This window comes from Bradyrhizobium sp. WYCCWR 13022 (assembly GCF_030435535.1).
Classification (GTDB): Bacteria; Pseudomonadota; Alphaproteobacteria; order Rhizobiales; family Xanthobacteraceae; genus Bradyrhizobium.
In genome coordinates, this window is the sequence record NZ_JAUIZJ010000015.1 from 98,685 (window position 1) to 115,024 (window position 16,340).

Genomic DNA, 16,340 nt, shown 5'->3' on the forward strand with positions numbered 1-16,340 from the left:
GGCCCGCAGCTTCGTCATGATTGGTATGCCCGTGTTCGTGGGCATGGTCATGCGAATGTCGGCGTCCATGATGTCCGTGATCATGATGGTCATGATGATGGTGATCATGGCCGTGTCCAGCGTGAGAGTGGACGTGGGCGGGATCATGGTCATGCGAATGGGCGTGAGCAACGCCATCCGCGTGGACATGGAAATGATCATGCAGGTGCTCACCGGTCTCCCCACCGCCCAGGCTCGCTTCATGTCCGGTCTGGAGATTGATCACCGTGGCACCCGCCTTGGCGCCGCAACCGCAATGTCCGCACATCAGGCAGCCTCCCCTTCGATCTCCATGCTTCTGATCTTCAATTCCTCGCCCTGAAGGCGCGTAAACTGCCGCGAGCCACAAGGGCACGGCGCAAACAGGCTCGCCTGCTCGAATTCCGAACGACACGTCGCGCACAGCGCTCGCCCGGCCACGCGCCTGATGTCGAGCGCTGTGCCGTCAAGAGGCGTCCCGCGGGCGACGGTCTCGAAGCAGAATGCGATCGCCTCTCCCATCACGCCGGAGAGATCTCCAACATCGACGGTGATGCGGCGGACCTTGCGGCCCTTGGCGGCATCGCTGACGATCGCCACGATGTTACGGGTGATGCCGAGCTCGTGCATGGGTCCTCTCAGCAGATCCGAGGCAGCTGTTCGCCGACGAGCATGTCGACCATTCGGTGTCCGCCAAAGCTCGTCCGCATCATGACGCGGCTATCCTGGTCCGAGGTGATCCGGCCGATACGGGCGGCATCCAAACCCAGTGGATCTCGCCGCATGGCAGCCAGCGCGGCTTCGGCCTGATCGGGGGGAACGATCACGACGATCTTGCCCTCATTGGCGAGATAGAGCGGATCGAGCCCAAGCACCTCGCAGAACGCCTTCACTTCCTCGCGGATCGGCGTCATGCCCTCCTCGATCTCGATGGAGACCCCCGAGCCGTCCGCGATCTCGTTCAGCACCGTCGCGACGCCGCCGCGCGTCGCGTCCCGAATGAAGCGAGTGCCCGGTGCGGCGGCGAGGATCGCGCCGATCAGCTCGTGCAGACAGGCGCAATCGCTGGCGATCGGCGTCTCGAGCGCCATGTCGCCGCGGGCGCACAGGATGGCGGCACCGTGGTCACCCAGCAGTCCGTTCACGAGGACGGCGTCGCCGGCGCGGGCCTTGTCCACGCCGAGCGCGAGCGAGGCAGGGATCGCGCCTACGCCCGTGGTCGTGATGAAGATCTTGTCGCACGCTCCCCGTGGCACGACCTTGGTGTCGCCCGTGACGATCTGCACCCCCGCTTGCGAAGCCGTTCGCGCCATGGAAAGCGCGACCTGTCGCAAGAGATCGATCTGCACGCCCTCCTCGATGATGACCGCGCAGGACAGATACATGGGCACCGCCCCGCCGACGGCGAGATCGTTCACCGTGCCGCAAACCGCGAGCTTTCCGATATCGCCGCCCGGGAAGAACAGGGGATCGACCACGAAGGAGTCGGTCGTAAAGGCGAGCCTGTCGCCATGGGCTGCGAAGACCGCCAGATCGAACCGCGCCTGATCCTCGAGCGGCTCACAGGCGTGCTCGCCGAAGGCCGTCAGAAACACGTCGTCAATCAGGTCCTTCATGGCTTTGCCGCCGCCGCCATGAGCCAGCGTCACCGAGCTGACATTGACTTTGCCGCGCGTGCGCGTCTTGACGAAGGGGACGAAATTCATACGACCTCCGCTTGGCGCTTTTGGCCGCCATACTGGTAGTAGGCAGCACAGGCTCCTTCGGAGGACACCATCAGTGCTCCGAGAGGCGTTTCCGGCGTGCATGAGGTGCCGAACACCTTGCATTGCCACGGCTTGAGTGCGCCCTTCAGCACCTCGCCGCACTGGCACGATTTCGGGTCGGCGATCCTGACGTTGGGAATCGCGAATTTGCGCTCCGCGTCGAAATGCACATAAGCATCGCGCAGGCGCACGCCGGAATGATCGATCGATCCAAGCCCGCGCCACTCGAAGAACTCGCGCAATTCGTATACTTGGGCCACCGCGCGCAGCGCCGCGTTGTTGCCCTCGCTCGGCACGACGCGGGCATACTGGTTCTCGACCTCGACCCGCCCCTCCGCGATCTGCTTCAGCAGCATCCAGATAGACTGGAGGATGTCGAGCGGCTCGAAGCCGGCGACCACCATCGGCTTGCGATAGAAATTGGCGATGAACTCGTAAGGAGCCGTGCCGATCACCATCGACACGTGGCCGGGCCCGAGGAAGCCGTCGAGCTGCAGGCCGGGACTGTCGAGGATCGCCTTGATGGTCGGAACGATCGTGATGTGGTTGCAGAACACGGAGAAGTTCCGGATCCCCTCGCTCTCCGCCTGCAGGATCGTCAATGCGGTCGACGGCATGGTGGTCTCGAAGCCGAGGCCGAAGAAAACGACCTCGCGAGCGGGATTGCGCCGAGCGAGCTGGAGCGCGTCCATCGGCGAATAGACCATGCGCACGTCGGCACCATCCGCCTTGGCCTGCAGGAGGCTCTTCCGCGAGCCGGGCACGCGCATCGCGTCTCCGAAGGTTGTGAAGATGACCTTCGGGTTCTCCGCGATCGCGACGCAATCATCGACCCGTCCCATCGGCAGGACGCAGACCGGACATCCCGGACCATGAACCAGCTCGATAGCCTTGGGCAACATGCCCTCGAGCCCATAGCGGAAGATCGAATGGGTGTGCCCGCCGCAGACCTCCATCAGGTAAAGCGGCCGGCCCTCCGGAAGTTTCATGCCGGAAACCAGCGACTCGATCTCGCCGATGAGTACGCGCGCCTTTTCGCCGTCGCGGAATTCGTCGACATATTTCATGCCACGGCTCCCTTCGTTCGCGCCGATCCCCGGTCGTCAGCCAAGAGCGTGTGAACGAGATCCCAGAGGATGTGGTAGGCGGTTACATGGCACTCCTGGGTGCGATGGATCGACGTCGTCGGGACGACCAGGCAATGGTCGACGACACCCGCGGTTTTCATCTTTCCGCCGTCGCCGCCCGCAAGCCCAATGGTCACGAGGCCCATCTCCTTCGCCTTGGCAAAGGCGGCCATCAGGTTCGACGAATTGCCGCTGGTGGAGATGCCAATGAGCGCATCGCCTTTCCGCCCCTGGGCCACGATCTGGCGGACGAAGACGTGATCGAAACCGAGGTCGTTTCCGACCGCCGAGATCATCGCCAGATCGGCGACGAGGTTGGTTGCGGCCAGTGCGGGCCTGCCCGCCGTGATCGGGTGGACGAACTCCACGGCGACATGCGAGGCGTCGCAGCTCGAGCCGCCATTGCCCATCGAGAATAGCCGTCCGCCGTTGCGATAGACATCCGCGACCGTTTTCGCCGCGGCGATCAGCACCGCGGCGTTCTCGGCAAAGAAGCGCGCATTGGTGTCGCGCGAATCGCGTGCCTTCTCTTCGACCGAGAGCAGGAGGGCGGCATCCAGCCGCGCCGGCTCCTGCTGTCCGCCATGCAGAAACGGATAAAGTTCCTTCAGGTCGCTGTTGCCTGACATGGCGCTACCCTCCCGGCTCAGCTGCCGAACGCTTCATGGCTTCGATTTCAGCCTGTGCTTCACCCAGTTCTGTGAGAATCTTGAGCGTTTGCGCGGCTTCTTCCTCGTCGATCCGGCTCATCGCGAATCCGACATGGACGAGCACCCAGTCGCCGAGGCAGGCCGACGGCGGATGATCCTCGCTGACGATGCAGGCGATGTTGACCTGCCGCTTGACGCCGCTGACGTCGACGGTCGCAAGCTTTCTCGCTTCGTCGTCGATCCTTACGATCCGCCCGGGAATACCGAGACACATGACGGCTTTCCTTCCCTGAAGTCTTTGTTTGATTTCATCAGATGCGCAGCTCCAATGACGGCTTGGCCGAGAGCAAGTCCGCCATCGTTGGACGGAACGCGCGCATGTGACAGCACAGTGAACTGCTCGCGCTCCAGCCGGCGCACCACCTCCTCGAATAGGATGCGGTTCTGGAAGCAGCCGCCGGTGAGCGCGACGGTCGAGAAGCGTCGCTCGCCGTCCTCGGGGGAGCCGGCGAGCTTGCGTGTCATGGCGGCGATGGACTTGGCCAGCCCCTTGTGGAACCGTGCAGCCATCACCGGCGCCGGTGTCTTCAGGATCAGGTCACCCAGCACCGCATGCCACATCGCGAGCGGCTCGATATAGGGCAAACCCGTGCCGGCGAGATTGGGGATCGTCAGCGGATAGGCCAGCGCCTCGTCTTCATCGGCGAGAGTTTTCTCGTCGACCATGGCTTCCAGCCGCGCCGCCGCCTCGCCCTCATAGCTCTGCGCGTCCCGGCAGACATCGAGGGCGGCGGCCATGGCGTCGAACAAGCGCCCGCAGGATGATGCTGGCGGAGCGTTGATGCGGTTGCGCGCCATCGAATCCAGCAGCGCGCGCGGCTTTGCCGCCAAATATGAATGGAGCTCGAGCTCGGCGAAATTCATTGTCAGCTCGGCCCAGCTCATCTCCGCCATGAGATGCGCATAGAGATTGCGCCAGGGCTCGCGCACGGCCTGGACGCCGCCAAGCATCGGGATCGGCTTGAACGTACCGGCCCGCGTGTAGCCGACATAGTCGGCGAGCATGAACTCGCCGCCCCAGAACGTCGCGTCCTCGCCCCATCCGAGACCATCGAGAACGATCCCGAGGACCGGACGGCCGTCGAGCGCATATCCGTTCTCGGCAAGACAGGCCGCCACATGGGCGTGATGATGCTGCACCTCCATCAAAGGCAGCGTCCCGCCCGCCAGGTGCTCGCGCGCGAGCTTGGAGGACAGATATTCGGGGTGCATGTCGGCGATCACTGCCGTAGGCTCGTGCTCGAAGAGCGCGGCATAGAGCGATAGGTTCTTCCTGTAATCGTCGAATGTCGCGACATCCTCCAGGTCGCCCTGATGCTGGGACAGGATCGCAGCGCCGTCCTTGAGCAAACAGAACGTGGCCTTCAGCTCCCCGCCCATGGCGAGCAGATCGGGCGCTTTCGCGAACCCCCTGGGCAGGGCGATCGGCGCCGGTGCGTATCCTCTGGCGCGACGCAGGAGCCGCGGCCCGCCCGCCACCACCCGGACCACAGAATCGTCGACACGGTTGGCGATGCGCCGATCGTGGGTGAGCGCGAACGTCGCAATCCCCGCGAGGCGCTCCGTCATCTCCGTATCGCCCGTCACCTGCGGCTCGCTCGACAAATTGCCGCTGGTCATGACGACCGGCCGGTCCATCCGCCGCAGCAGCAAGACATGCAGCGGCGTCGTCGGCAGCATGAAACCGAGCGTCCGCAATCCCGGTGCAATCTCGTCAGGCAGGTGCTCCGGCCCATTCGCATGCAGGAGCACGATGGGGGCCGCCGGGCTTGTCAACGCGACCAACTCGTGTTCGGCGAGATCGCAGAACCGGCGGATAACGTCAACGTCCCTGGCCATCAGGGCAAACGGCTTGCCGTCCCGCTGTTTCAGTTTGCGCAGCCTCCTGACCGTGTCGGCCTGGGTGGCGTCACAGGCGAGCTGGTAGCCGCCGAGCCCTTTGACGGCGACGATTTCGCCCTTCTGGATCAGGCTGCACGCCGCATCCACATCGTCAAGCATGGAAAACTGCTCGAAGGTAAAGTGACGCCCGTCGAGCCTGACCAGCTTCGCCTTGGGCCCGCAGGCATGGCAGGCGATCGGTTCGGCGTGAAACCGCCGGTCGGAAGGGTCGCGGTATTCGCGGGCGCAGTCGGCGCACATTGCAAACGGCGACATCGCGGTCTTGGCGCGATCGTAGGGGATGCCGTCGACGATGCTCAGCCGCGGCCCGCAATTGGTGCAATTGGTGAAGGGGTAGCGGAAGCGGCGCGCAAAGGGATCGGTGGTTTCGCGCGCGCAATCGGCACAGAGCGCCGCGTCAGGTGAAATCTCGGTATGAGCCCCGCCATGTGCGCTCTCGACTATCGCAAAATCGTCGCGCAGCACGCCCGCATAGGCGGTGATCTCGATTGCCTCGATCTGGCTCAGCGGCGGCGGATCGCCAGCGATGCGGTCGACGAGCATGTCAATGATCGCCCGTTCTCCCTGCACGCGAACCAGAACGCCTTCTCCGTCATTCAGCACCTCGCCGCCAAGCCGCAGTTCCCGCGCGTGGCGCCAGACCGCCGGCCGGAAGCCGACGCCCTGCACACGTCCGCGAAACCGGATTTCAACGACCTCGACAGGGTTCTGCGGCGCGGCGAGGTTGAGCCTGCTCATGGTGTTTTGTCCCAGATCAGGATCCGGTTGTTGCCGGTGTCGGCGATCGCCAGAGTCCGACCGACTGCCGAAGCAGCATAAGGCCAGCACAGGCTGTCGCGACTTGCCGCGCGCCAGCGATTGTCACCTTTGTCGGCAAAGCCGTTCTGGGCCGCCAGCCCTGTGGCCGGCGCATCCATGGCGAGGTCCTGGAGATGGAAGCCAAGCAGCCGCGAATTTGCGGTATCGCAGACCACGAGCTGGCCATCCCAGATGACGAGACCATAGGGCATGCTCATCGCGCTCGAGGATGGATCGTACGAGCTGCGATTGTGATCGACGCCCGCGAAATCGTCCTGGCCCAGCACGAAATCGCACGGCGTCCCGCTGACGGTGGGGAAATGGCGCCATACCATGACGCGATTGTTGCCCGCGTCCGAGATCGCGAGTGCGCCGTCATGGCAGGCGATGCCGTGCGGCCACCGCATGCTGGTGGCACAGACGTCGCCGCCGGCATTGTCATCACGGGTGACGAAGTCTCTTTGGCCGAGGACCAGATCGGCCGGCGTGCCGTTGGCGGTCGGAATGCCGTTCCAGATCAGAACGCGGCGATTTCCGGTGTCGCAGACGATCAGCCTGCCCTGGAAGATCGCGACCCCGTAGCACCAATTCAGTGTGTCGGAGCGAGACACCGCTCTTCCGCGATTGGCTAGGCCTGAGACGAAGTCCGCCTGACCTAGAACCACATCGGCGGGCTGGTTCGAGGCGGATGGATAGCGATTCCAGATCAGGATCCGGTGATTCCATGCATCCGCCACGGCCAGGATGCCGTCTGCGGCAGCGACGCCGGTCGGGAAGTTGAGCGTGTCGGGGCCGATGTCGCGCTTGGCGTTGCGGCCCTCGCGCGAGAAGTCGGATTGACCGATCAGAATATCGGCGGGCGCTTGATCGGAGGACGGACAGCGGCTCCAGATCAGCAGCCGATGATGGCCACTGTCGCAGACGAACATGGGCCCGTTCTTGTCGAGACACACCCCACGCGGGCCGAACAACGTCTGGGCCGACGGAACGATCGATTGCACAAGTCCGTCCGGCGTGACCTCTCCACCCAGAATCACGCGGGCGCCGGCCGGCGAGAGAAACCGGCGTGGCACGTGGTTGTCGCGCATCCTAGCGCGCGGTCGGTCCAAGCGAATGGTTGCGGCTGAAGTGATCATGGCTATGCCGTTATCCTCACTTCAACCCTGGTTCCGATGATCCTGACCGCGTGCGGCTGCAGTTGCACCTCAGGCGCGGTCAGGCATTCGCCACTGGCGAGGTCGTATCTGAACCCATGATAGGGACAGGTGATGATGCCGCCCTGCACCTCGCCATCATGGATCGGAAGGCCGAGATGCGCGCAGGCATTCTCGAAACAGGAGATCGATTCCCCACTACGTGACAGGATGATCTTGCGTCCGCCCAATTCCATCGCGCGGACCAAGCCCTCCGGAAAATCCGCCCAAGCTCCCGCCGGTATCCACTGTCCTTCCGCATTCAGCGCGAAGGGGCTGATGAACCGAACGCCGCCTTCGCTCGCCGCGGCCAGCCCCTTGACCTGAATAACGTCGGTGATCTCGGGGCAGACATCCTGAAGCGCCTTCTTCACGCCGGCATGGAATGTCAGCGCCGAGGCGGGACAGCCGTCGCAGGCTCCCTTGAACCGAACCTCCACTGCCGGCGGGCGAACCGAGACGAGTTCGACATCCCCACCATGCGATTTCAGCATCGGCCGGACGCTTTCGAGTGCCTGCTCGACCCGCTCGTTGAGGGCCGCCCTCAAGAGGTTGTAGCGCCGCAGCACCGCGTAGACGAGCTCGTCCGAAGCTGCGCTCTTCATGGCGGCCAGCGCGGCGGGATCGGCCTTCAAGGCACGTATCAGGCGCCGGAACGCTTCCGCATTGAGCGCTTCGATCGCGATCTTGTAGGCGGAAACGACGCCCCGCTGCGTTTCATCCCAGGTCGCCACGACCGTTTCCAACCGCTCGATATCGCCGACAAAGCCGGCGAGATCCTCCCGAAGTGTTGGTGTCGATTCGTGAGCGTTCATGCGATCTCGCGCCGGCCGCGCTCCTCACCTATAGCGGAGGTTTCGGAAGAGATAAGGCTGCAAGCCCCCACCAATTGCTGCTGCCAGGGCTGAAGCCGCCCATATCGGCGCCCCGACCAGCGTAAGAATGATGAGCAGCATGGCTGTGACCGCCACCCCGATCGCAATTTGCCGGTAAGCCTTGGCTGGGTCTGCGAAAAGCTTTCCGCGGAAGAACAACAAGATGGAGTTCTGTGTCATTGCCCACATGTCATCTTCCTCAAGCGATGATCGAAAGAGCGATAAGGCCGACGAAAACGCCGGCAATTCCAGCCAACGGGCCGTAGAAACCACCGAGCAGCGCTGCGAGCTCATTTCCGAGCACTTTTCCGCCGACGATGAGGCCGCCGACCATTCCTCCTGCGATTGATGCAATCATCGCCAGACCGAGACTTAAGGCGAATATTGCCGGAGTAAGTGACACGCTCATTTGCAAGAACTCCTTCGATCCAGATTTGCTAGGAATGCAGGGTGGTAGGTCGATCGAGAAGCGCCGACAGCTCCATCAGCTCGCGCTCGATCTGCATGGAGGCCTCGCTGACGATCTGAGCGCGACCGGGATCTCCATGGGCCAGGAATATTTCGCGCGCCTCTCTGTAATAGACGAGGGCCATTGAGAGATTGATGCCCCTGCCGGTTTCCGAGTTCGAGGCATGACCGGGCAGATTCCACAGGCAGTTTGCCTTGTTCGAGATGGTGTTCGCGTACTCGATCGGCATCGTCTCGCGGGTGCGGACCTTAAGTGCCTCGTCATAGGCCTCAAGCGCGCGAAGATTATTCTCGAGCACGTGGCTCGAGGCGACATATTGGAGGGCATTGCCGAGGTTGTTCTGCAACATCGCGTATTCGACAGGATCATCGACGAGAGTCACGACTTTGAGCGCTTCCTCGAAGGCTTGAACAGCAAGAGCCTCTCGCATTTTGCCGCGCTGATCGGTCATCGGCATGGAGAGAAAGGCCGTCGCCAAATTGTTCTGAAGAATGGCGTACTCTTTGGGGTGGCTCGTTCGAGTGAAGGTACGAAGGGCGCGTTGATAGGCTGCTATCGCCTCAGAGATCTTTGCGCGGCCAACGGCAGCGAGGCTTTGGATGCACAGCCCGAGATTCATCTCGGCTTCCGCGGTTTCTTCAAGCGTTGCGAGTTGAGTGAGCTCTGGCATGATGGCTTCGAAGATGGACCGAGCGAGCTCGATTGACTTTGTGCCCTGCTCGGGCATCGCCTGCAGCGCCGTTGCTTTGCGCGCCAGAATACGAGATCGCAGCAAAGCCAGCTCACCGGGACAGACGGTCAGGGCTTTGTCGTAGAGTTCTATTGCGGAGTTGATCTCATCCGGCGACTTGGGCCTCGTTTGCAGCCCTATTCCGATCTCCATGAGCATCTCGGCTCGCTCGGCCGGCGTAGCCGTCTCGGCCTCCGCTGCTTGCAAGGCTGCGCGTACCTGTTCGCTCAGAAGGCCTGCCGCCAAGGTGTCCTCCCGGACCGAGCGCTTGATTTGCCGCGCGTCATTGATGCGGATCAATCTTGCAGCCAAATTTTCAGTCTGTCTACTCAATAAGCGAAATGTAAAGAAAGTTTACAAATCGAACGCATGCGCGATGATGAGAGCTTGGTCAGCGGAGGACCATTCGGCTGCGAACTCGCGGACGTCTATCGGGACATTGTGCTCGCTGAAGAAGTCGGGTGCATGCACCACGCGATCACCAGCGATGTTGCGCATCTTCAACAGATATCCACCGCCCGCCTGGTGACGGACTGGCAGGATGCAAAGATCGTTGTCTCGTCGGAGCAGGATGACGCATTGAAGGCCATCGAAGAAGCGTCTGCAGAGCGCGGCAGAAAAGTAGAGCGAGCCGTCTTTGATGGTGACCGCAAGATTTGGCATCAGCCCACCGGCACGGCCTCCTGGGGCGTTCGCAGCAACTCTTCGATCCTAGCGGCGACCTTCATGACCGCCTGCGATACACGACAAGATAGCGACAGACCAAGATCGAGTTGCTCTGCCTCGATCAGAAATACGATGACATCGTCGGGAAACGCATCGCGAAATATCGCCTTTCCGGCGAAAAGTGCGTGCTCCCAGCGAAAGTCGTGCAGATTAAGTCCACCTCCATAAGGTTTGGTCAATTCGTGTCCTGGGACCTCGAAGATTGCGCCCGGCTCGGAGCCGGATCTGCAGGCATCGACGATAATCAGCGTTCGGCAGCCCCGCGCAGCGAACATCGCCGCCATCCCGTCGGTGCCAGCGTCGAGCAGACGAATGTCAGCATTCTGTCCGAACCCCCGATCTTTGAGCTGCCCGAGAACAGCAAGACCGGCGCCGTCGTCGGAACGATTTGGATTTCCACAAGCAACCACGGCAATCACGGCGTGCCCTTTCCATGAGGCGCATCAGATGCGCCAGAGCTTACAGGACCAATCGGGTTCGACCGGCACATTCAGTTCCGGCAGCTCGCAGAAGCGCTGGTGCACCTTGTAGTACATGCAAGTTTCGCAAAGCTGCGTAATGCCGGCGTGCTCAATCGGATATGAGGTAAACCCCGCGAGCTTGAGCTTAGCCTCCAGATCATCGCCTGCAAGGCGAAGGTCGCAGACAAGCCGCTGAACTTGCTCATGGCTGTCTGCGCGCGGATACACGTCCGTGGCAAGACCAGAGGTCAGGAGACCGATGATGCGGGAACGTAAGCTTTCATCGCTGGCGGAGGCCATGACGAGCGCCTCGGGTGAGAAGCTAGATGCGCCATAGCCGGCACCACCAGTCCGGCTCGACAGGCACAGACAGCTCTGGCAGATCGCACCATTTGCGGTGCACGAGATAGTACATGCATTCCAGGCAGCGTTGCCTGTCAGGTCCGTAAGGATGGTCGAGGAACCCCGAGATCACGAGTTTGGCCTTGAGGTCCTTCGTATCGAGCTGACGCAGCTGCAGCAAAATTTCCGCAAATTCCTTGTCCGTCTCGGGAAAGGGCTCGACTTGCGTTTCGAGCCCATCCGCAAGCATATCGGCGATGGCTTTCAGGGTAGCCCCGTTTTCGGACGCCATTGTGCGACGCGCCTTTTGACGTAGTGATCCACCGTGGTTCGCTCGGCCTGCGAGAATGACCAAACGAAGCCTGTTGATGCAATCCAGTGACTCGAGCGAGTTTGCGGTCAGGCTGTTCTAAAGCGCGCCAGTTCCTCTCCTGTCTTTGCGTCGTGCGCGTGGACCGTGCAAACCAAGCACGAATCATAGGAGCGGCAGACATGGCCGACTTCAACGGGATCGCTCGGATCCTTGATAGGCGAGCCGATCAAGGCCTGCTCCATCGGTCCTCGGGTGCCGTCCGCCGCCCGCGGTCCAACATTCCAGGTAGTCGGCGCAATGATCTGGTAGTTCTTGATCTTGCCGTCCTTGACGTCGATCCAATGGCACAGCGCTCCTCGGATTGCCTCTGTGGCGCCCCAGCCGCGCCCGTCGCGCTCGTTGGGCTTGATATACCACGGGTCGTTCAGCCGAAACTCACGAAGCGCGTGTTCAGCTTGCCGGTATAACTTGACACCTTCGTGCATGCGGGCGAAGTGCCTGAGCATGACGCTGGCGCCCCCCAGCTTCTTGTACATATCAAGGACCAGCGGATCGTAATGTTGCCAGCTCTCGCCGTGCTTGCCGCCTGCGATCAGCTGCCGCGATAGCGGCCCAGCTTCGAGCCGGCCGCTTTCATCGTGACACACGGCGGTGGCCCAGGAATACTTTCCACCCATGTCGACGGCGTTCTTCTGGGTCGGTACAGTCTTGCGGTCAAACGGATGCAGCCCACCCGGCTCATCGTACCAAGCATGGGCTGTGTCTTCGCGCGTAAAGTTCTGGTCCATGAGCTTGAACGTATCGCTACGGCCATCGTAGACGCCGCTCTTCATGATGACCGCGGCGTTGCGGCCTTCGATCGTCGGTTTCTGATACTTGTCCTCGTGGGGAAGGTATCCCCAGGACACGAAGCGGCCGTGACCTTGACCATACTTGTCCATGCCGCAATCGATGCTCATCCGCCAGAACATGCCCAGATCAGAATTGGCGTGGTGCGGCGTTTCATCAAGCCAGGCCATGAAATCGTCATAGCTTTTGATTTGTTCGTACCGCTCGAGCGAGCAGCCTAGCCATATCTTTTCCATCCATTCGCGGCGGAAATACTCGAGGATCGACCAGGCGCGCGTCACGTCGGTGAGCGTCGGGGCACACATCACCCCGCCCGGTACCATGTAGCTCGAGTGGGGCCATTGCCCGCCCAGCAGAGCATAGATTTCGACGGGCTTGCCAGAAATCGTCACGCCGATTTCGTAATTTGCGCCGGTGAAGGGAGCGTAGCGCCTCACCGCCTCTTTATAATATTTCGAGCTCGAATAATTCTTGTGAGTGTAGTCGATCATGAAGAGCCCGTAGTGATGGCGCGGAAGGCTCTGCAGACTCTCGACGAGCTGGCCGAGATTTCGGGCCAGGATGGCGTTGCGTGGCACCTCGGTCTGCCAGGCCGTATCGAGCGCCCATGCGGCGCAGGTCAGATGCGAGGCGCCGCAAATGCCGCAGGCGCGCGGTGTGACAACGAGGCCGGCTTGGGGATCCTTGTCACGCAGAATGATTTCGAAACCGCGAAACAGCTCCGCTTGGGTCCAGGCGTCGACCACGACCCCATCCTGGATGTTGACACGCACGTCGAGATCGCCTTCGACCCGGCCGACCGGCGAAATGTCCAGAGTTTGCACTGCGCTTGGCATGTGAATCGGTTCCTGATGACTGATGGTTGAGCGACAGGTCTGTGAGCAGGACACTCGTCAGACGACGAAGATGTCTTCCTCGGCCCATGCTGGTGAGGCGGCTTTCGCGGCCGCGGTCAGCTTGACGTAACCGGCTTTGTCAACGCCGGACGGCAGATCCTTGGGCACGCCCATCAGAGTCTGGGTCTTGAATACCGTCCCGGGGGCCAGCTCAAAGAACGGAAATTCCGGCTCGGTACAGCCCATGCACGGCATGCCTGCTCGGGTCTTCGACGATTGCCGATTCCAGAGAATGCGGTTGCAGGGTGAATGCGTCATCGGTCCACGGCAGCCGAGATCGTAGAACAGGCACCCCTTTCGCTGGCCATATTCCGTGGCTGAGACCTTATAGGCAAAATGCATGTTCCGCGTACAGCCGGTCTGGGTGAAGCTCGTGAAAAACGTCTTTGGGCGTTGAAACTCGTCGAGCGAGAGTTCAGCACCTCTGCCGGTCGCCACCGCGACGACAATTTGCGTGATCCAATCCGGATGGGCTGGGCATCCCGGTATGTTGATGACGGGCAAGCCTGCCTTTGATCGGTAGCTTGTGCCGAGATAGCCACCTTGCTGACGTTTGAGAAATTGTAGTCCTTGGCTTTCTGACGGATTGGGAGCAGTCGCGGGAATACCGCCATATGTTGCACAGTCGCCAATCGCGACAGTATAGCCGGCGACCTTGGCAAGATCGGTGACCCAATCTTTCATCGGGCGGCCCGCAAAGCGATTCCATTCGCCAGTGCCATTCGGCGCGTTGACCACCGTGCCCTCGAACACGAAAATATCGAGCGGCATCTGTCCTGATGTCAGCGCGTTGAGAAGCTTCTTCAGATTCTCGCCGAGCTCAAGGCCGAGCGATGGGTGCCATAGGACGTTGATGCCGAAATCTGTGACGAGATCACAGGCGCTTGGCTCCTCGGCATTGAGAAACGACATCGTGTTGCCGGAGCACGCTCCCCCCTGGAGCCAAAGAAGATTAGTCATCTATTTCCTCCACCAAATCAGACGCGCTGGCATGGCATCTTTGTCGGAAGGAGGTAGCAAGGACCATGCCGAGCGGCTCGTACCTTGCAATTTTCAAAAAGCTCAAGGATTCTAAGCGTCAGCTGACTTCGCAGGGCGATCTACGGTGTGTGACGCCGCGCATACTAAGTTTGCTATGCATACCAGCTTGTCAATGTAAGCAATGATCGTTGCAGCGCATCAAATATTGCAAGGGTTGGCATTAGTCCTTGTTACGGGGTGACGGTGCCCAAAGCTCCTTCCCTGAGGCAGGCTGAAGTATCGCTCGTTCGGTGCTGATTTTTTGAAGACGAGCAGCGGTACTCAGCCGTGACGATTGCCACATGCAGGACAATCGACCTCGAGCAGATAACCGTACCAGATGCCCTCGCAGCGGCTGCACCAATGTCCAGTCAATTGGCGCTCCGGCAGACCGAGCCTTCTGGAAAGCAGGCTCAGCCCGAGATCCTTTGCTGGCGTCCTGCGAGCAGGCGAAACTCGCGACTGGGGGAAGCGCACCAGGTTGGGTGAGGGATCCCTCTTAAACTGATCTTCGTTGCGTACCATCGGCTGTCTCACTCTGCCTCATCGAGGCTATAGCGCTTGATCTTGTTGGAAAGTCCAACGCGCGAGAGTCCAAGTTCGTTCGCAGCCTTGCTTTGATTCCACCGATGCCGCGACAGCACTTCGGCGACAACTTGCTTTTCGAGGCATTCGACCTTTTCTTTCAAGGTGGTGCCCCGCAGCTCGTACCCGCCGGCTGACTTGAAGCGGGAGCGCGGCGGGGCCGCCAATATAGCGGGCGACATGTGCGTGGTGGTGACGTACTCCCCCTCCTCCGTCAGTGACACCATGCGGCGGATTTCGTTCTCAAGTTCTCGAACGTTTCCCGGAAAGTCGTAAGCGGAGAGCTTTTCGAGAACGGCTGCAGAAATTCCAAGGATCTTGCGCCCCATCGCCTCGCTGTGCTTGGCGGCAAAGAACTCCGCTAGCACCGGGATATCCTCTCGGCGATCACTCAGCGAGGGAACTTCCAGCTCGAATCCCCGCAGGCGGAAATAGAGATCCTGTCGGAATTTGCCCGCGGCGACCAACGCGCGGAGAGGACGGTTGGAGGCAGCGATAATGCGGACATTGCTGGTGACGATCTTGTCGGAGCCGAGCGGCTTGACCTCTCCCTCCTGCAGGAAACGAAGCAGGCTCACCTGAAAAGATGAAGACACCTCGGATATTTCATCGAGGAATACCGTTCCCCGGTCCGCGGCGCGAAAAAGGCCCAGCCGGTCTGAGACAGCGCCCGTAAAAGCGCCGCGCTTGTGCCCAAAGAGCTCGGATTGTAAGAGCTCATCGGACATCCCCCCGCAGTTTTGGACCAGCAACGGGCTGTCGCGGCGGCCAGAGTTGTAATGAATGGCGCGAGCGAGAAGCTCTTTGCCCGTCCCCGTTGCCCCCTGAATCAAGATAGGCAGCTCCGTTTTGGCTGCTTTTCGCGCGAGCTCGCTGAGGTTGTGTAGTTTTTCACTGACGTAGACGAGCTTTTCGAAACGGCGGCTCTCCGGCTGCATCGGCAGAATGGGCCTTGCGTGAATGCCTGTGGCATTCGCTGGAAATTTGAACTCTCGTGTAAGAAGGCGATGTCGACGGGCAAGTTCACGGGCCTCAAGGCCACGCTCCACCATAAGTCCAATCTGGTTGGCGTCCAGCGGCTTACGGATGAGCTGATAGATGCCGGCGGGCGCCATTTCCCGTTGGCCGATCTCGGTCTTGGCCTCGAGCGCCAGGATGCGGATCACGTCAGGATGAGATACTCGTAGATCAACGAGGAACTTCAGACCTTTGCCTTCGCCATACTCGACGAGAGCAATGTCTACTTGGGCGTCGGCCAGGGATGCCCTCGCATTTTCGACCGAATCGGCGGAAAGAACGCGGTAGTCGTATTGGTCTGACAAGGTGTCTGCGATGGCAGCCCATTCAGGGCCGCTCCGCGCGATGATCAGCACTGTTTGCAGGTCGCGCATGCAACATTCTTTCCAAAATGCAAAGCAGGTTAGCAATATCTGCAAGATAAATCAACTTCGCGAGGCTTGCGCTGTCCATAGTGGTTCGGCAGGTCCGTGAACCCGCAATTAACCCCGCCGCAATTCCCCAAAGGCCGGCAACCTTTTCGCAGCTTCCCCCACTTACTAT

19 protein-coding genes are annotated in these 16,340 nt (G+C 61.0%); 1 reads left to right on the forward strand and 18 read right to left on the reverse strand.

Going from position 1 to position 16,340, the window contains the following annotated elements; translation table 11 throughout:
• Positions 1-16: 16 nt before the first annotated feature.
• Positions 17-361: a hypothetical protein gene (locus tag QY049_RS39130; RefSeq protein ID WP_308421686.1), complete on the forward strand. Its 345-nt coding sequence runs from the start codon at positions 17-19 to the stop codon at positions 359-361.
• Here QY049_RS39130 and QY049_RS21905 read toward each other — a convergent pair.
• From QY049_RS21905 to QY049_RS21990, 18 genes are all read right to left on the reverse strand, one after another.
• A complete protein-coding gene (locus QY049_RS21905; protein ID WP_128930118.1) occupies positions 307-648 on the reverse strand; it encodes a hydrogenase maturation nickel metallochaperone HypA in 342 nt (113 codons plus the stop codon). The genes QY049_RS39130 and QY049_RS21905 overlap by 55 nt on opposite strands.
• Positions 649-656: 8 nt before the next feature.
• Positions 657-1,724, reverse strand: coding sequence for a hydrogenase expression/formation protein HypE (gene hypE, locus QY049_RS21910; protein ID WP_128955154.1), 1,068 nt, complete (start codon positions 1,722-1,724; stop codon positions 657-659).
• Positions 1,721-2,851 carry a hydrogenase formation protein HypD gene (gene hypD, locus QY049_RS21915; RefSeq protein ID WP_128930116.1) on the reverse strand — a complete coding sequence of 377 codons (1,131 nt, stop codon included), beginning with the start codon at positions 2,849-2,851 and terminating at the stop codon, positions 1,721-1,723. The genes hypE and hypD overlap by 4 nt, the downstream gene beginning before the upstream one ends.
• Complete coding sequence (locus QY049_RS21920; RefSeq protein WP_128930115.1) at positions 2,848-3,540, reverse strand: SIS domain-containing protein; 693 nt, start codon at positions 3,538-3,540, stop codon at positions 2,848-2,850. Before QY049_RS21920 ends, hypD begins: the two co-directional genes overlap by 4 nt.
• Before the next feature lie 4 nt (positions 3,541-3,544).
• Positions 3,545-3,835 carry a HypC/HybG/HupF family hydrogenase formation chaperone gene (locus QY049_RS21925; protein WP_128930114.1) on the reverse strand — a complete coding sequence of 97 codons (291 nt, stop codon included), beginning with the start codon at positions 3,833-3,835 and terminating at the stop codon, positions 3,545-3,547.
• On the reverse strand, positions 3,805-6,261 hold the full coding sequence (gene hypF / locus QY049_RS21930; RefSeq protein ID WP_128955153.1) for a carbamoyltransferase HypF: 2,457 nt from the start codon (positions 6,259-6,261) through the stop codon (positions 3,805-3,807). The genes QY049_RS21925 and hypF overlap by 31 nt, the downstream gene beginning before the upstream one ends.
• Entirely contained in the window at positions 6,258-7,394 is a 1,137-nt protein-coding gene (locus tag QY049_RS21935) for an NHL repeat-containing protein (protein ID WP_232995560.1), read from the reverse strand. Before QY049_RS21935 ends, hypF begins: the two co-directional genes overlap by 4 nt.
• 65 nt (positions 7,395-7,459) lie before the next feature.
• Complete coding sequence (locus tag QY049_RS21940) at positions 7,460-8,329, reverse strand: NifU family protein (RefSeq protein WP_128930111.1); 870 nt, start codon at positions 8,327-8,329, stop codon at positions 7,460-7,462.
• Between the two features lie 24 nt (positions 8,330-8,353).
• Positions 8,354-8,578 (reverse strand): hypothetical protein, encoded by a 225-nt coding sequence (locus QY049_RS21945; protein WP_128930110.1) that lies wholly within the window; start codon positions 8,576-8,578, stop codon positions 8,354-8,356.
• 10 nt (positions 8,579-8,588) lie between these two features.
• Complete coding sequence (locus QY049_RS21950) at positions 8,589-8,798, reverse strand: hypothetical protein (RefSeq protein ID WP_128930109.1); 210 nt, start codon at positions 8,796-8,798, stop codon at positions 8,589-8,591.
• Positions 8,799-8,826: 28 nt separating this feature from the next.
• Positions 8,827-9,888, reverse strand: coding sequence for a hypothetical protein (locus QY049_RS21955; protein ID WP_232995559.1), 1,062 nt, complete (start codon positions 9,886-9,888; stop codon positions 8,827-8,829).
• A 54-nt stretch (positions 9,889-9,942) separates the two neighbouring features.
• On the reverse strand, positions 9,943-10,251 hold the full coding sequence (locus tag QY049_RS21960; protein ID WP_128930108.1) for a hypothetical protein: 309 nt from the start codon (positions 10,249-10,251) through the stop codon (positions 9,943-9,945).
• The gene (locus QY049_RS21965; RefSeq protein WP_128930107.1) at positions 10,251-10,733 is read right to left on the reverse strand and encodes a hydrogenase maturation protease; all 483 of its coding nucleotides are present in this window, start codon (positions 10,731-10,733) and stop codon (positions 10,251-10,253) included. The genes QY049_RS21960 and QY049_RS21965 overlap by 1 nt, the downstream gene beginning before the upstream one ends.
• A gap of 24 nt (positions 10,734-10,757) precedes the next feature.
• Positions 10,758-11,075, reverse strand: coding sequence for a hypothetical protein (locus tag QY049_RS21970; protein WP_128930106.1), 318 nt, complete (start codon positions 11,073-11,075; stop codon positions 10,758-10,760).
• 22 nt (positions 11,076-11,097) lie between these two features.
• A complete protein-coding gene (locus QY049_RS21975) occupies positions 11,098-11,409 on the reverse strand; it encodes a hypothetical protein (protein ID WP_128930105.1) in 312 nt (103 codons plus the stop codon).
• A gap of 107 nt (positions 11,410-11,516) precedes the next feature.
• Positions 11,517-13,115, reverse strand: coding sequence for a nickel-dependent hydrogenase large subunit (locus QY049_RS21980; protein ID WP_128930104.1), 1,599 nt, complete (start codon positions 13,113-13,115; stop codon positions 11,517-11,519).
• Positions 13,116-13,172: 57 nt separating this feature from the next.
• Positions 13,173-14,135 carry a hydrogenase gene (locus QY049_RS21985; RefSeq protein WP_128930103.1) on the reverse strand — a complete coding sequence of 321 codons (963 nt, stop codon included), beginning with the start codon at positions 14,133-14,135 and terminating at the stop codon, positions 13,173-13,175.
• 593 nt (positions 14,136-14,728) lie between these two features.
• Positions 14,729-16,171 carry a sigma-54 dependent transcriptional regulator gene (locus QY049_RS21990; RefSeq protein ID WP_128930101.1) on the reverse strand — a complete coding sequence of 481 codons (1,443 nt, stop codon included), beginning with the start codon at positions 16,169-16,171 and terminating at the stop codon, positions 14,729-14,731.
• Positions 16,172-16,340: the final 169 nt, after the last annotated feature.